We start from the raw sequence: 20,668 nt of genomic DNA on the forward strand, positions 1-20,668 counted from the left end.
CTTATTTTAATTGTGCGTAGGGCTTTGGGGTTGTGAACGCGTTTGCGATAATATGGAAGGATAGTTTGGTTTAGTAAAATTCGTGTTGTGCGCAGTGAGTCAGGAATTAAGAGCGCGTTTGCGACAATATAAAAGCGAGAATTGGGTGCTTTTGCAGTTCGTTGAAAGAAAGCAATCTCCAAAAGTGAAAGGTATGTCCTAACGCCATGAATTTCCGCACACCAGTTTCTTCTATTATGTGCGCGTAGCATTAATGCTATGCTAAATACACGACTTAAACGCAGAAAAGAGAAACTATACAATATATGGATACTTTATTTACTAAGACGTCAGTTCCACGCGCGTACTTCACACTAGCCATGCCTGTTGTCATCAGTATGATTGCCAGCATGATCTATAACCTGGTAGATACATTCTTCATCTCACAAACGCAGAATCCCAACATTGTAGCCGGGGTAACCGTTTGCACGCCACTTTTTTTCATTATGTTAGCGATTGGGGATGTCTTCGGTCTTGGCGGCAGTGCGCTGGTGTCCAAAATGTTGGGTAGCAAACAGCATGAATCGGCCAGTCAGGTAAGTCGCATTTGTTTTTATGCGGCGATTGTTGTCGGTATTCTGACGGCAGGCATTTTACTGATATTTGAAGCACCCATTCTCACTGCGTTTGGGGCTAGTAGCGGCATTCGTCCGTTTGCAAGTGCTTTCTATCGGATTATGGCGATTGGTGGGCCACTGATTATTGTGTCGTTGGTGCCTAGCAACTTGATTCGTACAGAAGGACTGGCACGTGAATCGATGATTGGTAGCGTCGCCGGCTTGGTCGTGACGATTCTGCTTGATCCATTACTGATTTTTGGCTTTCATTTATATGCTGCTGGGGCTGCCTTGGCGACAGTGATTGGGTATCTTGTAACTGATCTGATTTTGGGTGCCTACGTCATCAAACGCTGTCGGGTCATTAGCCTAAGTTGGCATATTAAAAAGTCGACCTTTGCGTTTGCTGGAGCTATTTTAGTGATTGGGATTCCTGCCTCAATGACCAATCTTATGCAGGCGTTTGGAACCGCCTTACTCAATAATTTTTTGGTGCGGTACGGCGCCGCTCAAGTAGCTGCCTTCGGTATTGCCACGAAAATTTACATGATTGTGATGTTGGTGATGGTCGGTTTTGCATTTGGTGCTCAGCCCTTGGTTGGTTATAACTACGGCGCTCATAATCAGAAACGCTTTCGCCAAATCGTGAATTTTGACTTGTTGGTAGAAGTCGTCTTTTCAGTGATTTTTGCCGCTATCTTAATGTTATTGGCACCGTTTATCGTTCGTTTGTTCATGACACAAAAAACGATTGTGACTGCCGGTGTGTTACTGCTGAGGGCATTGCTAAGCACGACTCCATTCATTGGTGCAATTCTGGTATTTACGACGGTTTTCCAGTCGACGGGCAAGGCGTTAGGTGCTTTTTTACTGGCCATTTCGCGACAGGGTGTCATCTTTGCCATCGTGATTTATGTTGCTCACATGTTGTGGGGCTATCTCGGAGTTGTTTGGGCACAACCGTTGGCGGATGTACTGACTTGTTTATTAGGATTTGTCATTTATCGGCAGGATTTTCGAAGGATGAAATAGTCTGAGCAAACAACAACTTTCTTATTAGTTCGCTGACCGTCCATTTCAAAATGAATTAATCGTTTTCTACGTATTTCTGTCCGATAATGTCGTGTATTAAAAACATGATGATGTGGAGGCGGAATTATGAAGGCTTTTGGATATCAAACGGACGGCACAGCAGCTGATGCTTTTACGGAACTTGAGTTGCCAACACCGAAACCAGCTTCGGATGAGGTCGTTATTGATGTCGCTGCGTTTGGTTTGAATCATGTAGATGCATTTCGACGTAGTGGCTTTAGTGGCGGCAAGGCAACAATTCCTGGATTCGATGTCGCCGGTACCGTTTCAGCAACTGGCAAGCGGGTGACTAACTTTCAAGTGGGCGACAAGGTTGTCGCTCACATTGAAGGCGGTGGTTACGCGGAACAAACTGTTGCGCCAGAGTCGACGACGATTAAATTAACTGAGGGGTTCCCAATTACTGATGCTGCCGGGTTACCAACTGTTGCGATGACGTCATATGATGCGCTCACCGTTTTTGGTCAAGTTCAAGCGGGACAAACAGTGGCAGTGTTAGGCGCCAGTGGTGGCATTGGTGCGATGGCCGTTCAGTTTGCGAAAGCGCTTGGTGCCAGCAGAGTTATTGGGATTGCGAGGGCTGAGGATTTGGACTATGTTCGCCAAATTGGTGCCAATGATATCGCAACGTATGCACAAGTGACCGAAGACGGTGCGTTTGCCGATTCAGCGGATGTGGTCATTAACGTGAACTTTATGGGCGGTCATGCCGATGCTATGATGGCACTAGTTAAACTGGGGGGCACCGTGGCGACAGTTGGTCGTGAAGACAGTGCCGGGAATAAGCCAAATGTTGAACAGGTTCATATTCATCCAGTAGATGCGAGCCATGTACATCAAGCAATGCAGGCGCTTAAGCAACTCATGGATGCCGGCTCACTGTCTGTACGAATCGCAAAGCGGTTTCCGTTTACCTTAGCCGGCGTTGTGGCTGCCAGTGAGCTGAACGAAACAGGGCACACGGACGGTCGGATTATTGTCGAACGTGATGTGAAATAGGACATCAAGAAAGGCTGTTGTGCATTGAAAAGTGTGCAACAGCCTTTTGTTATGAGTTGATTACATTCATGTTAGCGGTTGCGATATGGTAAACTATCATCAACACAGAAGGTCCGTAGGTGGCATTTCAGTGTGGGGAGAAGTTGTAGAAAACATACATGCAGAGGAGTGAAACGAATGGCAGAAGCAGTGTTAACAGTTAAGAATCTGAATAAGTCGTTTGGCCGCAAACAGGTCTTACATAAAATTTCATTTTCGTGCCAATCCGGACGAATCGTTGGTTTGGTCGGTGCAAACGGGGCAGGGAAAACGACAATTATGAAGGCCGTTTTGAGCCTGACGTCATCGACAGGTGAGGTTACGATTGACGGTCAGAAGAGTACATTTGACCACCATCCAGTATTGGATGAGGTAGGCGCTTTGATTGAATATCCTGGTATTTATCCATATTTAAGTGGCCGTGACCACTTGAAGTTATTTGCCATGGGTAACAAAAATACTCAGGACATTCAGGCATTAGTTGACGCGTTGAATATGAATAAATACATTGATACGAAGGCTCGCAGTTACTCGCTGGGAATGAAGCAAAAGTTGGGTATTGCCATGGCTTTCTTAAATGATCCAAAGTTAGTTATTTTGGACGAGCCAATGAACGGGTTGGATCCGCAAGCGACGAAGGAACTTCGTGATTTGATTATTGCTAAACGTGATGAAGGCGTCACTTTCTTGATTTCGAGTCATATCTTAAGTGAACTGCAGAAGTTGGCCGAGGACTTGATTATTATCGATCACGGTAAAATTGTTCAGGAAACAACAATGGATGCTTTACTGGAGTCCAACAATCATTTTGTCGTGGTCTCAACAACTGATGATGTGAAAGCCAAACAGGTCTTGTCCGAGGCAGGTTATAAGCTGGTTGGTGACGTTGAAGTGAAGATTCAAACCAAAACGGATGACGCAGTTGCAGATGTGTTGAAAACATTATCTGACAATCAGGTTACCGTGACTGATGTTCAACATCAGGATGAGGATCTTGAGGGATCGGTTTTAAAGTTGCTTGAGTCAGAGGATCAGAAATAAGGAGGCGGTAGTATGTGGACGTTATATAAACAGGAATCGTTTAAATTATTGAAAAAGAAAAGTACCTTATGGATTTCCATTGTACTGGCGCTGATTGTTTTCGGGTTTGCACTGACTAGTCGATTGCAACCGAAGTATTTCTCAGCATCAGGTTTGTTTACAACTAATTTTGCTTCTACAACGTTTATCATGTTTTTCTTAATTGCGGCTGCTGCCTCAATTGTCACGATGGAATTTCAGTATGGCACAATTAAAACAGTTGTATCACAGCGTTATTCGCGAAGCATGATTCTAGTTAGCAAGTGGCTTGTCATTTTAACTTACTCACTGTACTTGTATGTCATGACTGCTGTATTATCGTTGATTGCCAAACTCGTTTTTGTGAACGATAAGTTTTCATTGACGGGTACTGGTTATAACAATGATATTTGGCAGGATTGGTTGGCTAACCTTGGGGCTGGATTGTTAACGTTATGGCTTCTGATTAGTTTGGTATTTTTGTTAGCCACATTGTTTAAGAGTTCGGCCGTTGCCATTTCTGTTGGTATTTTGGGGTACTTTGTTTTAAACATTGTAAGTAGCGTGATGTTTATTTTGATTCATAGTCACGAATGGCTGAAGTGGAATCCCATCAACTTTTTAAACTACGGTTCACAGGTTCTCGAACCGAGTCTGTCCAAACTGACACGCTTGTCAGATGTACAGTTGTTTTGGGGCAATGTCGGATATATTGCATTATTCTTGTGCATTGGTTTACTGCTATTCCGGAAGCGTAATGTTTAAGCTGAAATAGAATTAATTAAAAGGCTCAGAGATTATCACTGGTTATAACACCAGTCAATAATCCCTGAGCCTTTATATTGTCTTTTAATGGAACTGCATGCCACCGTCCACTTCTATCGTTTGCCCAGTAATGTAATCTGAATCCGGACCGGCGAGAAATGATACCGCTGCTGCAACATCTTCAGGTTCAGACAACCGGCCTAGGGTAATATCTTTTGCAAAGGTTTGCATTCCCCATTCATCGTCTTTACCAGCGTTCTGACCAACTTGATGGGCAATGTCCATCATCATCGGCGTTTTAACGATTCCTGGCGCATAAGCGTTGACCGTAATGTTATCCTTGGCTAAATCACGCGCCGCAACCTGTGTAATACCACGGACGGCAAACTTTGTACCACTGTAAAGTGCAAGGTTAGGGTTACCAACGACACCAGCTTGCGAGGTAGCATTGATGATTTTACCGCCATGACCCAATGATCTAAACTGTTTGATAGCGGCTTGAATTCCCCACAAGTCACCGGCAACATTGACGTGATATACAGTGTCAAATTGTTCAGGTGTGATTGTTTCGATAGGTGTTGTTGGTCCAAGCCCAGCGTTATTAACAAGAACGTCAAAGCCGCCAAGTTGACTATCAACGTCATTAACAGCCTGTGAGAATTCGTCACGTTCTGCGACATTTAATTTAACTGCGATTGCTTTACCACCGCCGTCGTTAACATCATTGGCGACTTTTTGTGCGCGTTCTAGGTTTAAATCAGCTACAGCAACCGAGAAGCCATCGTTTGATAGTCGTTTTATGATTGCCTCACCGATTCCTTGTGCCCCACCCGTTACCATTGCAACCTTATTAGCCATGATAATGCCTCCTTAAAGTATGTTACACAGGCAGAATACTGAATAAAGTCGGGAAAAGCAAACAATTGCATCGACGGTGTGACGTTTGCGAACAAACCGAGAATATGCGGGAAATTCACCTTAGTGTGCCTTGAAAATGTAACTAAAATCAGCTGTGGTTTTTTGTGTGATTGTAGACAATTACTGAAAAGAAATTAGTGATGTCTGCGTTTTTATTCGTGTTTAACTCGTGTAAAACGCTTATGATTAATTTATCTTGGAGGATGACTATATGAACAAGAGTCGGGTTGAAGCATTTATTGATGCTATTATTGCGATTGTATTAACGGTACTGATCTTGGAAATTAAGGTGCCAGATGAGCCAAGTTTAAAAATGTTTTTCAGTGAGTGGCGGATGGCGTTTTCGTATTTGATGACGTTCATTTTGGTCATGTTCAGTTGGTATGTGCAACACGGGATGTTTTTGGCAATTAAACGGGTCAAACTTGGTGGTTTCATTGGCGTTTGTGTGTGGCTCTTCGTGCTCTCTTTTCTACCAGTGACCACGGCGTTTGTTGGCCGTTTTCCACGTTACTGGGGTGCAGAGCTCGTCTACTTAATGGTTGCGCTATTGTGGCTACTTTCTGCCCAGTTAATGTCGTTTCTCATTATTCGTGAGAACCGAGACGTCCCAGAAATGAAAGAGTTTATCAAACGGCAGGCTGGTAGCGTGATGTTGACGAGTAATATCATTTGGACAGTTGTGGCGACCGCGTTGATTTTTGTGATTCCAGAGATTGGCATGTTGACGCCGATTGTGACAGTGATAATCCAAATTATATCCAACCGTCATCGGAGTCGGCAGTTATCAGCTTAAATATATGGGACTGAACGAAAGCACACTTATTTTTTCCAGTGGTTAAACGATGGTTTGGTACTGGTCGTTAAGAATTTTCAGTTGCAATGTTTAGTTATGAGTGGTAACTTACAAATCAAGGAAAAAACGATGAGGAGGCGCCAAAATGAAATATTCAAACTTAAATCAAGTTAATGGCGCTAACCTCAACACAACTACCACAACCTCAACCACAATGACGTGGCTGGGGCTTTTGTGGTAGTTGTTGATTATCGCAAAAGTGGCCAGCCAAGGTGTCTGTCAAAGGACATCGTGGCTGGCCTTTTTTATTAAAGTGGTGCAGTAACACGGTAAAAGTTCGACCAAATCAGGAGGAGATTCATATGAGTGAGTCAGAGCCAAAAGGTGAGTTAAAACGATCGTTATCGTCGAATCAAATGCAGATGATTGCCCTTGGGGGAACCATCGGCGTTGGGTTGTTCTTGGGATCAACGTCAACTATTAAATGGACTGGACCGTCCGTTGTGTTTGCATATGCATTCGTTGGACTGCTGTTATATCTAGTTATGCGTGCACTTGGTGAAATGATCTATGTGAACCCCACGACTGGTTCGTTTGCTGACTACGCAACGAATTACATTCATCCGTTGGCTGGCTATTTGACCAAGTGGAGCAATGTCTTTCAGTACATAGTCGTCGGAATCAGTGAAGTGATTGCGGTCGGTCAGTACTTGCATTACTGGTGGCCGAACCTGCCTGATTGGATTGCTGGGGTAGTTGTGATTGTTCTTTTGACGTTGGCAAACTTAGCATCCGCACGCGCGTACGGCACTTTGGAATTTTACTTTGCGATGATTAAAGTGGTCACGATTATTTTGATGATCGTTTTGGGCGTGCTTGTTATCTTCGCTGGCCTGGGAAACCATTGGCACCCACTAGGTTTAAGTAATCTGTGGTCTCATGGTGGGTTCTTTACTGGTGGTATTCGCGGCTTCATTTTTGCCATGTCTGTGATTATTGGATCGTATCAGGGGATTGAGGTCCTAGGAATTACTGCTGGTGAGGCCGCTGATCCGCAAAAAGCCATCGTATCCTCTGTTAAGTCGATTGTTTGGCGGATCCTGATTTTCTATATCGGCGCAATCTTTGTTATCGTGACGATTTATCCGTGGAATCACTTGGCTGCATTGGGATCACCGTTTGTTGAAACGTTTTCTAAGGTCGGAATTGCCGGTGCGGCAGGAATTATTAACTTTGTTGTGCTGACGGCGGCGATGTCCGGTGCCAACTCAGGTATTTATAGTTCCAGTCGAATGTTGTATAAACTAGCTCGCGATGGTGAAACGTATCGTGGACTGGGTAAATTATCACGTCGTCAGGTGCCATTACGCGCAACCCTGTGTATTTCCGCTGGTATTTTGATTGGCCTGATTTTGAACACATTATTGTCTGTTGTGAATCATGCGACGGCTAACATCTTCGTTTTGGTTTATAGTTCAAGTGTGTTACCAGGGATGGTGCCATGGTTTGTTATTCTGTTATCTGAATTGCGTTTCCGCCACGCCAACCCAGAAGTGATGGCGACTCATCCGTTTAAGATGCCATGGTATCCATATTCAAACTACTTTACGATTTTTGCGTTGATTCTGGTGGTGATCTTTATGTTCATCAACCCAGATACACGCATTTCTGTCAGCATTGGTTTCGGCGTGTTAGGCTTGCTCAGTCTACTATTTTTTGTACGTCGCTGGACAGGCAAGTCGAAAACTGAACCAGGTGAATATAAACATGCGCCATATGAGAATAAAAATAAGTAAAGTTCATATGATGTTTTATTAAAAATCAAAAGCGTCTCAATTCGCACATGTTGCTGAATTGAGGCGCTTTTAAGTAATATCTTTCAAAAAAGGTTGAGCAAAACACTTGTATAAAAATACCTTATTGGGTATAACGATAAATGTATTCAATAACTTACTTTTTACAAGGAGATCATCACATGACAACAAAAGCATATTTACAAGTCACAATGCATGTCGCTAATGAAAACCGCGAGGCTGCAGCGAATGTGTACACCAAATACAAGGAACCATTTTTAAACAACATCAAGGGTGCTACGTCATCAAAGGAGCTGTTGATCCGTGACGAGGATGTACAAGTTCAGCACGGTTTTGACAATGCGGAAGATGCTGCCGCTTACCTTAAAAGCGATTTATTTACCCAACATGTATTTAAGGAACTGAGTGCTCAGTTCGAAGGCGATCCTGAAGTTCGAATCTATACAATCGCGTAAGCAACGAGATTTAGGGAGAGAGAAATGAAAACTTACGATTATATTTTTATTGGTTCTGGACCGGTCATTACAGGTGCTCAGCCTGATTTAATTGCGAGCCATAAGCGTGTTTTAGTGATTGAATCGGATACTTATGGGGGTACATGTCCAAACACAGGGTGTGAACCAAAGATTTTTCTTGAAGGTACAATCAAGACAATCTTAACCGCGCGAAAGCTTGCTGATCGTGGTGTTGCTGGTGAACCAACTGTTGATTGGAAACAATTGATGGCCGCCAAACAGGCAGCTTTTAAACCCTATTCAGAAATTGCTAAACGTGATTTTGAACGTTCTGGGTTCGATGTCGTTCATGGCACCGGTTCATTTGTTGATGCACATACGGTTAGTGTCAATGATGAGACATACACGGCTAAAACGATTATTGTTGCAACTGGTGAACGTGCTAACTCACTACCAATACCCGGTGCTGAATATTTAAAGACGAACGAGGATGTGTTTAACCTCGCAACATTGCCTAAGCATGTTGTCTTCATTGGTGCGGGTTACATTGGTTTAGAACTGGCAACGGTCCTCCACACAGCTGGTGCACAAGTAGATATCGTAGAAGGCTTGGATCGTGCACTCGGAGCGTTTGATGCAGAGCATGTAAAAGTCGTAGTGGATGAGATGGCTAAGCGCGGTATTAACTTCCACTTCAATGAGCCGGTTAAGGCGGTCACAAAGCAAGGTAATAGTTATCGTGTAGAAACCAGCACAGGTAGTCATTTTGACGCGGATTATGTGGTTAATGTCACCGGGCGTGTGTCAAACGTAGAGTCGTTGAATTTGGACCAGGCCGGGATCAAGTTTGATCGCCATGGAATCCTGGTGGACGATCACATGCGGACCAATGTGTCTGGTGTTTATGCGGCTGGTGATGTGGTATCAAAAGACCCCGCTGTTGCGCTAAAACTGGCACCGTACAGTAATTTGGAGGGACGCTATATTGTGAAGCAGTTAGAAGCAGGGACAGACGAACCACTTGTTTATCCGTTGGCTGCATCCATTGCGTTTACGTATCCTGAAATTGCGCAAACGGGTGTTAGCGTGGCGACTGCTAAAGCTAATCCAGCAAAGTACAGTGTTAAGGAAGTGAAGTTCGATCAGAACTTTGACTATCTCGGTGCTGGGGATGACTTAGCACGGGCTACCTTAGTGTTCGATGAAAAACATCAATTAGTTGGCGCATCAGAAGTCGGTCAACAGGCGGCTGACGATATTAATGATTTTGCGACGGTCATTGGATTCAAACTTAATGAAGCAAAGATGAAAGAAACAGTGGCGTATGCTTTTCCGAGTTTAATTGCGAAGATACCGGCTCTGTTAGTTTAAAAATTAAAGTAGTTAAAAAAGTTCACATACAATCTAAAAGACGCTGTGTCTAGTCATTTTCCATTTCGACAAGATACAGTGTTTTTTTGAATAATTTTGCTTTCCTTGATGTATATCAACTTAATTTTGCACAATTTAGTTTAATAATAAAGGTGTTCTAACAAACAACATTAATATGGAGGGTGTTAAAGATGGCAAAACATTACGCAGCGAAGATTGTTTCTCTAAATGAAGCAAAGATTGGTTCTGCACCACACGGGACAGCAGAGTTTACAGAGAACGAGGATACATTAACAATCAAAATTGAAATGTTTGATACGCCGGCTAATACACAACATTGGGAACATTTCCACGGTTTTCCAGAAGGCAAGATAGCCGCCATTGCGACGGCGGCACAGGATGCCAATGGTGATGGTTTCGTAGATTTACCTGAGACGGAACCAGTATCTGGGACAACAATGGTGCCGTTTGATGCTGCACCCGAAAAGATGGCAATTCCAAACGATACGTATCCCGTATCAGATGGCGATGGTCACTTTGTTTACGAAAAGACGGTTCCACTTGACGAATTACGGCAACAGTTTAAGTCAGCGTTTGGCACAACCGACTTACAGTTAGACAAACGGGTCATCTACGTTCATGGTGTGCCAGAAAGCCTTGAATTACCAGACACAGTTGCTGGTGTGGTCGGCCCTTACGATGCACACGTCACCTTGCCGATTGCGGTCGGTAAGATTGAAGCGACCGACTAATCAATTGAAATGTGGATGAAGAAACGCACACCGAAGTTTTCCTGTAATAGGATTCTCGGTGTGCGTTTTGTATTCTGATAATCTAAATTGATTAAAACACTAATCTTAGAAAGATAATTGATAAGTGATTTCATGCGTCTGAGGTTTTTCTGGTGTCAGCATAACGTCACCAAACTGTGGGTGGTTCATGCTGTCTGGCAGTGCCTGAGCCTCCAGAGCCACGCCAAGATAGGGGGTGCCATACCCGCCTGTTCTCTTGAAGTTCATATTGTCATGAGTAAAACTATTGGCGGTAAAGACAACTAAGCCGTTTCTTGCTGAATGTAGAGTTACTGATCGGTGAGTTTTAGGATCTGTCAATGTCGCAATGACTTGGTCATTACGCGTTGGTTCCACTTTGTAGACATCATCCAGTCCACGTTCAGGGATTGACTGAAGACCATTGATTGCTGCCTTAAGAGGCGTTGGTCTTTCAAAATCATAAGGTGTGTTGGCTAATTCCTCAAATTCACCGGTTGGGAGTTTTTCGGAATTCAAGACCAATCGCTGTGTACTGTTGATTTGAAGAAAATGTTCTTCAATCGAATTTTGATCGCCAAGATTGAAATAAGTGTGGACAGTTGGATTGAACGGTGTAAATTGATCAGATTGACCAGTGAAGCTTATTTTGACACGGTTGTCATCCGTTAGTGCGTAATGAATTGTAACATCTGAGTCACCTGGGAAACCGTCGTCTTGTGAAGTAAACTTATGATGCATGGCAATCGTGGGGGTTGTCGATGAGTAATCGAATTGCCCATCCCAAATGACCGTATTAAAGCCATGAGGTCCTCCATGTAATGTGTTATGGCCCTCGTTGGTTGGTACTGTGACAGGGCGACCATTGATTGAAAATTGTCCTTTTGAGATTCGACCCGCTGTGCGCCCAATCGCCATGCAAACGTAAAATGGATTGGCTAGATAGTCTTCACTATGTGGGTAGTTTAAGACCAGATTATGTGGCTGGTCTTCAGTATCAGGAACATTGATTTCATATAAAGTGGCTCCTAGTGTTAAGACTGACAGAGTTACACCGTGACTATTTGTGAGTGACAACTTTTGAACACGTTGACCACGACAGTTATCAAAATCAGTAAGTAATGCTTTTGTAGATTGTGTCATATTGCAGTCCTCTTTTTAGTGTATTTATTGATAATGCACAAAAGAGGCCATTATCCTCATTGAATGGTGATGATTGGCCTCTTCGTGTATCTCATTATTTTGTTTCTGGTAACTCTTTATAGTCAAAGTCATTGAATGTTGCTGGTTGTTCATAGCCAGCATAATCGACGGCAGCGAGTCCAACGAACGCACCAGTGAAGAAACCACCATAAGTTTGAAGAACATAGTCATCCGATAATACAGCAGCGTCTAACTCAACAGGAATGTTATGCCAAGTCGTGCCGTCAAATGAGTAGTCATAACTGTAATGGTCCTTACGAACCTGAGTACGGAACCAAACAGCTTCTGTGCCGTCAGGAATTACGATGGCATCGTCCTTAAGATAAGATGTGTACGTGTCGCGGTTGTTTTCGGCAACTTCAATAACACGTCGCTTCTGATCGTCGAGGGTCACGAATACCCAAGACCAGTGGTTATCATTGTAGAAGTTAGTTAAACCAGCCATTTGTTGCTAAGTGAATGGATCAAACGTCACTTTTACCTGAGCGTTGAAGTTAAACGCTTGCCAACGGCGGGCAATCATTGACACATTGAAATCGCTAGCTAGTGAATCATGACCAATCAGGGTGAGTTTACCATCGCCGACAGTCCCCATATTGGCGTCGAATGGAATTCGCAGCGTGTTCCAGTTTAAGTCAAGCTTCTCACTTGAGAAGTCATCATGTTGTGAGTTGTCAGCGGGTGCTTCAGTTGGAATGGCATCTTTTGGAGCATTGACTTCAACTTGGCCACCATGTCCGCCAACGACTCGAGGCCAGCCATTTTCATCCCATGAAACTTGCTGAATAGAAGTTTCGCGACCTAATGTGCTCCACCCGCGTGGGTCATGACTAGATTCGTTTTTGTGGTTCCAAGGACGGGATACTAATGATGCGTAATACCATTCGCCACTTGGCGTGTTTACAAGTGCGCCATGGCCTTGTTTTTGTAGATAAAAGTCTGGTGTATCAAAGTTAGTGATGAATGGACCATCTGGTTCAGATTCAAAGCTATCCGCATCGAGTGTTTGAGAGCGTGCGACAACTTCTTCATGAGTGAAGACAGTTCCACCTTGAGCGGCAAACAGATAATATTGATTGTCGATGTTGTACAGGTGTGGACCTTCGACCAATTTCACATCAGTGCCACGATAGATGGTACGAGCCGTTTTAGGCATCAGTTTCATTGTTGAAGTATCAAATTCTGTCAGGGTGATCCCGTTAAATGGATGACGGTATTCGCGGTGATCCCATGTTTGTTGAACAAGATATTTCCGACCATTTTTGTCGTGGAATAGAGATGCATCAAAGCCAACACCATTAACCTTGATTGGATCAGTCCATGGCCCACGGATATCCGTTGCCGTGGTGAGGTAATTGGTCATATCCTTGAAGGCACCTTCAGTGATTTTTACGTCTGTATAGATGAGCCAGAACTTGCCATCAGCATATGATAAATCTGGTGCCCAAATACCGCCTGAAGCAGGGTTGCCTTTCATATCCAGTAAAGTCGTTGTGGATAATGGAGATGGTAACAAGTTCCAGTGCACCATGTCTTTTGATTCGTGTAAACGAACACCGGGAAACCATTCAAACGTTGAATTGGCAATATAGTACGTATCACCGACACGAATCATGCTAGGATCGGCATTAAAGCCAGGCAGTACAGGATTTTGAATTTTCATGATGTTTTTGCTCCTTTATTTTTTAAATACTAATTTTTAATTCGGATTAGTTTTGGTGATGCAACGCATCAATCTCTTTATTGATTTTTTCAACTTCAGGATCTGATAACGGGTATTTGCTCATAATCCACATTGCAACGACGGCCAAGATAATTGGTAACCAAATCATCGACCATTGAATCCCAGTTAATGCCGAAGCACTTTGGGTGGCATGCTTTCCGTTAAAGTTAGTAAATGCGTTGATATAGCCGGGGATAATACCACCGAGGGCTAAACCGATTTTGAAGAATAGTCCCATGATTGCGTTGATAATGCCGGCAACCCGTTTGTGCGACGTATATTCACCGTATGAGACAACTTCCGGAACCAATGACCACATATAACCAGTGGCGGCAGTAATGCCCCATTGCATCAAGAAACGACCTACATAACCTAATAAGACGGCGTTCTTAAATGCTGGGAAGCTCCATACCCACAAAATTAATTGGCCGATGATGAATAAGGTTAAGAAGAGATAGAAGAATTGTTTCTTACCAATGTGTTTACGAACGATTGGCCAGAGAAAGACAAGGAAGATACCAGGAATTGATCCGATTAGGTTAATAGATGCCATCCATTCTGGATGACCAATGTTGTACTGCATGTAAAATGGCCATACAGTATTGCCAAAAAACATGAATGTAAAACCAATCAGGAAGAATAAACCAAGAATCTGCAAGGGTTTGTTACGTTTGATTTCAGCAAACAAATCTGAATATTTAACGGATGCAGTTTCTTTTTTAGTGGGCAGGACCCGTTCCTTAATCCCAAAGAAAGTACACATTAACAAAATGAACCCAATCACCATGTAAATGCTCATTACTTTAAAGTAGGCGGGACCAGCACCAGCGGCGGCATAGTTACCTAAATTCATGTGAATGCCGAAGAATCCGATATCCTTAGATTGTGGATTAGGAGAGGCGAGTTGAACAAAGAGCGGCAGGAAAGTGTAAACCAACAGGTTACCAATGTTAGCTTCTGTCATCCGGACTGTCGTCAAGGTTGAAACTTCTTGATTGTCCCGTGTCAATGATGCGTTCAGCGCGCCATAGGGGATGTTAACAAACGAGTAAACTAACGCCGTTGCTAAGTAGGAAATAAACGCGTAGGGGATGTTTCCTCGCAGAGAAGGGATAGGCAGGAATAAAAGCGCTGCCAAAATCGTTAGTGGGATACCAAAGTAAATGAGGTAGGGACGGTATTTACCAAGCTTCGGATTACGTTTGTCGACGAAAGCGCCGACCCAAGGATCCCAAAAGACATTAACCCAACGAACGACCAGGAAAATTGTTGCACCGACGGCAGCAGAAATACCGTAAACAGTTGTTAAGTAGAACAGCAACATGGAACCGACTGTCCCGAAAATTAAGTTTTGCGCTAAGTCACCAGCACCATAGCTGATGCGCCCACGCCAGGAAAGCTTCGCAAACTCATTGTCATGCGAGTTTTCCTTATTTTGTGTATCCATTCGTTTATCCTCCATTGTTTTTTGTATTAATACAGAAAACGGTTGTTACAAAGAGAAGCTCGTATTGGATCCCGAGAGAGTAAAGGTTTTAATAACACCATTTTCATGAACATTGATGGTTGAATCACCATGCAGGCCAGTTGCGGAAACTTTAAAATTATTACCTTTACGCTCGACGGTTACGGAACCTGCTGTATTTCCAAGGTGGTCAACGACAGCTGTTGAAACTTCACCATCTTCAATTTCGTAGAGGTTGATGTCTGGAGCGTCTGTGTAGTCATAATCTGCATGTTGAACGTTTGGCTTTCTTAATAAAATACTGTTGCCACGAACAAGTAGCGGTAAATTCAAGTGATCAAATGTTTCATCGACCCACTGACCATTTTTATCGGATACATAGCGTTTTTCGTTTAACAGGCTAGTCCATTTTCCTTCAGGAATATAGAAGTGAACTTTACCTTGGTCGTTAAAGACTGGTGCGACCAACAGCTTACTACCAAACATGTACTCTTTATCAAGATAAGCAGTGTTTGGATCTTCCGGAAATTCAAGAAAGACGGGTCTCATTAAAGGTGTGCCTACAGTCGATGTGTTAACTGCTTCTTGGTATAGATAAGGCATTAACGATAATTTTAAATCGACAAATTTCTTAGTAACAGCGACCGCCTCATCATCGAATAACCATGGGACACGATATTGGACACTGCCATGGTAACGGCTGTGTGAGGACAACAAACCAAATTGAGTCCAACGTTTGTAAATGTCTGGAGTTGCTTTTTCTTCAAACCCACCAATGTCATGGCTCCAGAACCCAAATCCGGAAACTAGGAAGGACAAGCCGCCACGAAGTGAATCAGCCATGGAATTATAGCGAGATAAGTTATCACCACCCCAGTGAACTGGTAGTTTTTGCGATCCAACGGTGGCTGAACGTGCAAAGACAACAGCCTCGTGTTCGCCTTTTTCTTGGGCGAGCACATCGTAAACGGCCTGATTATATTGCAGTGTGTAATAGTTGTGTTCTTGCTGTGGATTGGAGCCATCGAAGAAGACTGCATCATCGACAGGAATTCGTTCACCAAAATCGGTCTTGAAACAGTCCACACCCATATCCAGAAGAGATTTTAATTTGTCCTGATACCACTTGACTGCGTCAGGGTTGGTGAAATCGACAAATCCATTGCCGGCTTGCCATAAATCCCATTGCCATACATTGCCGTCTTTTCGTTTGATGAAGTAGCCATTCTTTTTGCCTTCCTCAAATAGCGGAGATTTTTGAGCGATATACGGATTCAGCCAGACACAAACTTTGATGCCACGATCGTGAATCTTTTTGATTAGGCCAACTGGATCAGGAAACTTTTCTTTGTCCCACTCCAAGGTGCACCACTCAAATCCCTTTTGCCAGAAGCAATCAAAGTGAAAAACATCCAATGGAATGTGATGTTCTGCCATCCCATCGATAAACTTCATGACAGTCTCTTCAGAATAGTCCGTTGTAAATGAAGTCGACAACCATAGTCCGAATGACCATGCTGGCGGTAATTTAATCTTGCCGGTTAAACGTGTGTATTTATTCAGGATCTCTTTAGGCGATGGACCGTAGATAACATAGTAAGTTAATGACTGGCCTTCAGTACTGAACTGAACCCGATCAACGTTTTCTGAGGCAATTTCAAAAGAGACGCGTTGAGATTCATCAACGAAAACGCCATAGCCTTTGTCAGTGATATAGAAGGGAATGTTTTTGTAAGCCTGTTCGCTACCGGTACCACCGTCTTGATTCCATGTATCAACTGATTGGCCATTCTTAACAAATGGCGTAAAACGCTCACCCAATCCATAAACATGTTCATCGACATCCATTGATAGTTGTTCGCGCATGTAATGTTTGTTATGAACAGTATCGGTTATTTCACCTTGGGCATTTGGCATTGATTTAGTGATTAGGTTTCCTTTGTCATCAGTGAAATTAATGGAAAAATCAGACCGCAATGGCAAAGTGGCTGTCAGTTTACCTGATGTAAAAGTAACTTTCTTTTGATCTTGATTAATTTGAACATCAGGATGTTCATCATTTAGTTGGTAATCAGGGCCGTCATCGTTTACGTCAAAATGAGTGAGTTTAACGCCAATCACGTTTTCAATTGGTGAGGTGAACTTGATGGTTGTCATACCTAGGTTTAATTCATCGTTACGTGTGTTGATCTTATTGTAGGGTGAATAAGCTGTTAAAACGTTGCCATCAATTTTTGTGTCAAACACTTCTTTAGGTGAATTAATGGTGTAGCCATTTTTTGTCAGCCAATAACCATTGGTGAATTTCATAAAATTGATTCCTCCTAAAATTTAATTACCACCATAGTGGTGTATAAAAGTGGTGTTCCTTTTGAGGGCGGGCGGCCCAGTTAAATAGTCGATTAAAGATTTTCTTGAAGAACATCGTTTCTGCCTCCAAAACTATTAAATAAGCTATTACTTTACGCTTTCACGTGCCGTAATTTCTTCATTCATCTTTTCAACTTTGTCATCTGTCAGGTGATAGAAAGCAAAGACAACCATTGCTAGGACGGTTAGGATAATTGGTACGATTGTGGTTGTTATCCGAATACCTTCAAGCGAATGAGCTGTTTGTGTTTTATTAGCAGCAAAACCGAAGGCTGCCAATACATATCCTGGAATCACGCCACCAAGCGCCATCCCGAACTTGAAGAAGAAACCAATGACGGCATTGATAATTCCGTTCTCACGTTTTCCAGTTTTCCATTCTCCGTAAGTAATTGTTTGTGGTACTAGAGCCCACTGAAAACCAGTTGATAGGATAATGCCGGCCGCTTCAATAACACGGGCAATAAATGTACCAGTAATATTGGTTGCTGGAATAAAGTACAACATGACAAAGCCGACGATTGATAATGCTAAACTGCTTTGCATTAATACTTGTGTGCCTAACTTGCGGTTTAGCCAAGGAGTTAGCGGCACCACAATGAAGGCTGGTAATGTGCCGAGGAGGTTATACCATTGCATCAAGCCAGGATTACCTGCGTTATAAGTCATGTAGTAAGCCCCAACGGAATTTACGACGGACATCAAGCCAAACGTAATGATAAAGAAGATTGCTAGTGTGCGTAACGGTCCATTAATAACGAGCTGGTGAAATAAATCTGAAACGTGAACATTATTTAATTGATCTCCACTCATGGTGATACGTTCAACGGATTCGTGGAAACAATAAATAAGAATTAAAGCACCGGCGATGCCATATACGACCATCGTCCAGAACCAACCGATTTGAGAGGAAGGACCTGAATAACTTCCGCCTGAGAACAATTTGACACAAATAGGCACACCGAAACTAACGGTGAGTGAACCTAAATTGGCTAACACCATGCGTAATGATGTCATGGAAACAATTTCCTTGTTGTTTCGTGTCATAGCGGCGTTCAGCGAACCATAAGGGATGTTAACGGTCGTGTATAAAACTGATAGGCCAACGTAAGTGACATAAGCGTAAACAAGCCGACCCATTGCAGAAAAGCTGGGAACAGTGAAGCAAAGGATTGCTAATCCGGCTAAAGGTACTGACATATACAATAGATAGCCACGATATTTACCAAATCGGGTTGTATGCTTGTCAACAAATGTTCCAACAATAGGATCATTGATGGCATCAATAAGGCGAACGACTAAAAACATTGTTGCCGCAGCGCTGGCACTTAGGCCAAAAACGTTGGTATAAAAGAACAACAGATAAGTTGAGATAGTTGTGTAAATTAGATTTTGAGCAAAGTCACCTGTGGCCCACCCAAATTTTTCACGGAAAGGCAATTTACCATCTGCACTTATCTGTGTTTTTTTTACAGAATTTTCCATTTTATTAATTTCCTTTTTGATTTAATAGAGTAGCTAGAAAGACCGCGGTATAAGTAGTGGACGAAGAGAGCAGGGATCTCTTTGAAAAAAGCTAACGGTACATTTCACAATGCAGGTTGCGTTTTGAACTATTCATATCACGGCCTTATATTATTAATTTTCTGTATTTGAATTATTTTTGACGTCAGCGGAAGCGGTTTCAGTTTCGCCGGAACGTGAACGCAATGTTGCTTCGATTTCCTCAAGAGAACGGTTACGAGTTTCGAAGACCTTTGAGTGAACGAACCAGATGGCAACGAAACAAAGTGCCATGTAGCCTAAGAACAGACTCCCAGTGCCGAAGAAATTAAGCAATGGTGGGAAAGTAAGCGAAACAATCATATTGGCACCCCAGTTAATGACACTACTGAAGGAGTTTCCTAAACCACGAATGTTTAATGGGAAGACTTCACCAATCATGACCCACATAACTGGACCCCAAGTGGCAGAGAAGAAAGCAATGTAGATAGTTAATGCAAGAACACAGACGACAGCGGCGGCAAATGATCCATGTGAGAATTTCATTGCAACGCTCATAACGAGCAATGAGACACCCATCCCGATACCACCGCCGATTAGCATCTTTTTACGGTCAATTTTATCCATAATGGCGACCGCAATAGCAGTAACGATAACGTTGAAAATTCCGATTCCAATGTGAGCAAGTAAAGCGGCCGAAACACCAAAACCAACGTCGGTGAAAATAGTTGGCGCATAGTAGAGCACGGTGTTACACCCCATAACTTGTTGGAAAATAGCTAATCCAACACCAATGACTAAAGCTGGACGCACTGTTTTGCCAAACAACTCGTGCCAACCACCACTCTTGATAGCGGCTTGTTGTTTGATCTGAGCGAGTTCTTTAGAGACAGCGTCCTGGTCGTTATGGTTCATTTGATTCAGAACGGCAGTCGCAGTTTCTAAGTCACCATTCTTAACTAAGAAACGAGGACTTTCAGGCAGTAACAAACCACCAAGAAAGAGAATAGCGGCTGGAATAGCAGCAAAACCAAGCATCCAGCGCCAACCAGTATAGAAGCCAGAGAAACTGTAGTTAGTGATGTAGGCTAGCAAAATCCCAGTCATAACCATCAACTGGAAGAGGCTTGAAACAGTACCACGTTTATCAGCAGGTGCCAATTCAGCTAAGTAAGTAGGGATTAAGGCTGATGCGGCACCAACACCCATTCCTAAAATGATCCGGGAAAGGATTAATGTCCAAAACTCTGGGGAAAACGCAGATCCTAATGCCCCGACAAAAAAGATAATTGATGAAAGCAAAACCAGTTTGCGACGGCCAAAGCGATCTGACATTGGCCCAATAATAGCGGCACCAAGAACGGCACCTAACAGAACGGCACTAACGACCCACCCTTGTTGCCATGAACCGAGGTGCAGTTGCCGTTGAATAAATAGAATGGCACCTGAGATAACCCCAGTATCATAACCGAAGAGCAAACCACCAAGTGCTCCGAAAAAATAGACGAAGCCTGTTGATACTTTTCTCATGTTATTTCTCCTAATTAATATGTTTTGAAAGTTTGTAAGTTGATTATTAGTTAGAAGATTTGAGTTAGTGTTCTTAAACAACTAACAGTGCAGAGTATAAATTCGATTGACGATAATTGCAAGCGCTTTCCAAAAATATTGTGAAAAAAGTGCATGTTGTTTTTATGAACTACAGTGATCCTTGCTATATTTGAATTTAG

At 43.0% G+C, this 20,668-nt stretch carries 15 protein-coding genes and 1 pseudogene; 9 read left to right on the forward strand and 7 right to left on the reverse strand.

Going from position 1 to position 20,668, the window contains the following annotated elements; all coding sequences use genetic code 11:
- Nucleotides 1-305 precede the first annotated feature (305 nt).
- The 4 genes from ABUE36_RS03525 to ABUE36_RS03540 all read left to right on the forward strand — a co-directional run bounded on the left by ABUE36_RS03525 (nt 306) and on the right by ABUE36_RS03540 (nt 4,550).
- The gene (locus ABUE36_RS03525; protein ID WP_421017166.1) at nt 306-1,628 is read left to right on the forward strand and encodes an MATE family efflux transporter; all 1,323 of its coding nucleotides are present in this window, start codon (nt 306-308) and stop codon (nt 1,626-1,628) included.
- 126 nt (nt 1,629-1,754) lie between these two features.
- Nucleotides 1,755-2,687, forward strand: coding sequence for a quinone oxidoreductase family protein (locus ABUE36_RS03530; RefSeq protein WP_421017167.1), 933 nt, complete (start codon nt 1,755-1,757; stop codon nt 2,685-2,687).
- 177 nt (nt 2,688-2,864) lie between these two features.
- Nucleotides 2,865-3,767 (forward strand): ABC transporter ATP-binding protein, encoded by a 903-nt coding sequence (locus tag ABUE36_RS03535; protein WP_161003981.1) that lies wholly within the window; start codon nt 2,865-2,867, stop codon nt 3,765-3,767.
- 12 nt (nt 3,768-3,779) lie between these two features.
- Nucleotides 3,780-4,550, forward strand: a complete 771-nt coding sequence (locus ABUE36_RS03540) for an ABC transporter permease (protein ID WP_421017168.1) — start codon at nt 3,780-3,782, stop codon at nt 4,548-4,550.
- A gap of 84 nt (nt 4,551-4,634) precedes the next feature.
- Here ABUE36_RS03540 and ABUE36_RS03545 read toward each other — a convergent pair whose 3' ends face one another.
- The gene (locus ABUE36_RS03545) at nt 4,635-5,408 is read right to left on the reverse strand and encodes a (S)-acetoin forming diacetyl reductase (RefSeq protein ID WP_421017169.1); all 774 of its coding nucleotides are present in this window, start codon (nt 5,406-5,408) and stop codon (nt 4,635-4,637) included.
- A gap of 271 nt (nt 5,409-5,679) precedes the next feature.
- Here ABUE36_RS03545 and ABUE36_RS03550 point away from each other — a divergent pair, with 271 nt between their 5' ends.
- From ABUE36_RS03550 to ABUE36_RS03570, 5 genes are all read left to right on the forward strand, one after another.
- Nucleotides 5,680-6,264 carry a TMEM175 family protein gene (locus ABUE36_RS03550; protein ID WP_421017170.1) on the forward strand — a complete coding sequence of 195 codons (585 nt, stop codon included), beginning with the start codon at nt 5,680-5,682 and terminating at the stop codon, nt 6,262-6,264.
- A 362-nt stretch (nt 6,265-6,626) separates the two neighbouring features.
- Entirely contained in the window at nt 6,627-8,060 is a 1,434-nt protein-coding gene (locus ABUE36_RS03555) for an amino acid permease (protein WP_421017171.1), read from the forward strand.
- Between the two features lie 179 nt (nt 8,061-8,239).
- Nucleotides 8,240-8,533 carry a hypothetical protein gene (locus ABUE36_RS03560; protein ID WP_421017172.1) on the forward strand — a complete coding sequence of 98 codons (294 nt, stop codon included), beginning with the start codon at nt 8,240-8,242 and terminating at the stop codon, nt 8,531-8,533.
- Between the two features lie 24 nt (nt 8,534-8,557).
- A complete protein-coding gene (locus tag ABUE36_RS03565; protein WP_421017173.1) occupies nt 8,558-9,904 on the forward strand; it encodes a dihydrolipoyl dehydrogenase family protein in 1,347 nt (448 codons plus the stop codon).
- Between the two features lie 191 nt (nt 9,905-10,095).
- Nucleotides 10,096-10,656, forward strand: coding sequence for a hypothetical protein (locus ABUE36_RS03570; RefSeq protein WP_421017174.1), 561 nt, complete (start codon nt 10,096-10,098; stop codon nt 10,654-10,656).
- A 105-nt stretch (nt 10,657-10,761) separates the two neighbouring features.
- On the opposite strand, the gene ABUE36_RS03575 is transcribed toward ABUE36_RS03570, so the two are convergent.
- The 6 genes and pseudogenes from ABUE36_RS03575 to ABUE36_RS03600 form a co-directional block, all read right to left on the reverse strand.
- Nucleotides 10,762-11,817 carry an aldose epimerase family protein gene (locus tag ABUE36_RS03575; protein ID WP_421017175.1) on the reverse strand — a complete coding sequence of 352 codons (1,056 nt, stop codon included), beginning with the start codon at nt 11,815-11,817 and terminating at the stop codon, nt 10,762-10,764.
- Nucleotides 11,818-11,911: 94 nt separating this feature from the next.
- A pseudogene (locus ABUE36_RS03580) lies at nt 11,912-13,540 on the reverse strand (glycoside hydrolase family 43 protein).
- Nucleotides 13,541-13,586: 46 nt separating this feature from the next.
- Entirely contained in the window at nt 13,587-15,047 is a 1,461-nt protein-coding gene (locus ABUE36_RS03585) for an MFS transporter (protein ID WP_421017176.1), read from the reverse strand.
- Nucleotides 15,048-15,092: 45 nt separating this feature from the next.
- Entirely contained in the window at nt 15,093-17,375 is a 2,283-nt protein-coding gene (gene yicI, locus ABUE36_RS03590; RefSeq protein WP_421017177.1) for an alpha-xylosidase, read from the reverse strand.
- Nucleotides 17,376-17,522: 147 nt separating this feature from the next.
- Entirely contained in the window at nt 17,523-18,920 is a 1,398-nt protein-coding gene (locus ABUE36_RS03595) for a glycoside-pentoside-hexuronide (GPH):cation symporter (protein WP_421017178.1), read from the reverse strand.
- Between the two features lie 153 nt (nt 18,921-19,073).
- Nucleotides 19,074-20,483 (reverse strand): sugar porter family MFS transporter, encoded by a 1,410-nt coding sequence (locus ABUE36_RS03600; protein ID WP_421017456.1) that lies wholly within the window; start codon nt 20,481-20,483, stop codon nt 19,074-19,076.
- Between the last annotated feature and the right edge of the window lie 185 nt (nt 20,484-20,668).

It is taken from the genome of Furfurilactobacillus cerevisiae, from assembly GCF_048961765.1.
Taxonomy (GTDB): domain Bacteria; phylum Bacillota; class Bacilli; order Lactobacillales; family Lactobacillaceae; genus Furfurilactobacillus; species Furfurilactobacillus milii_A.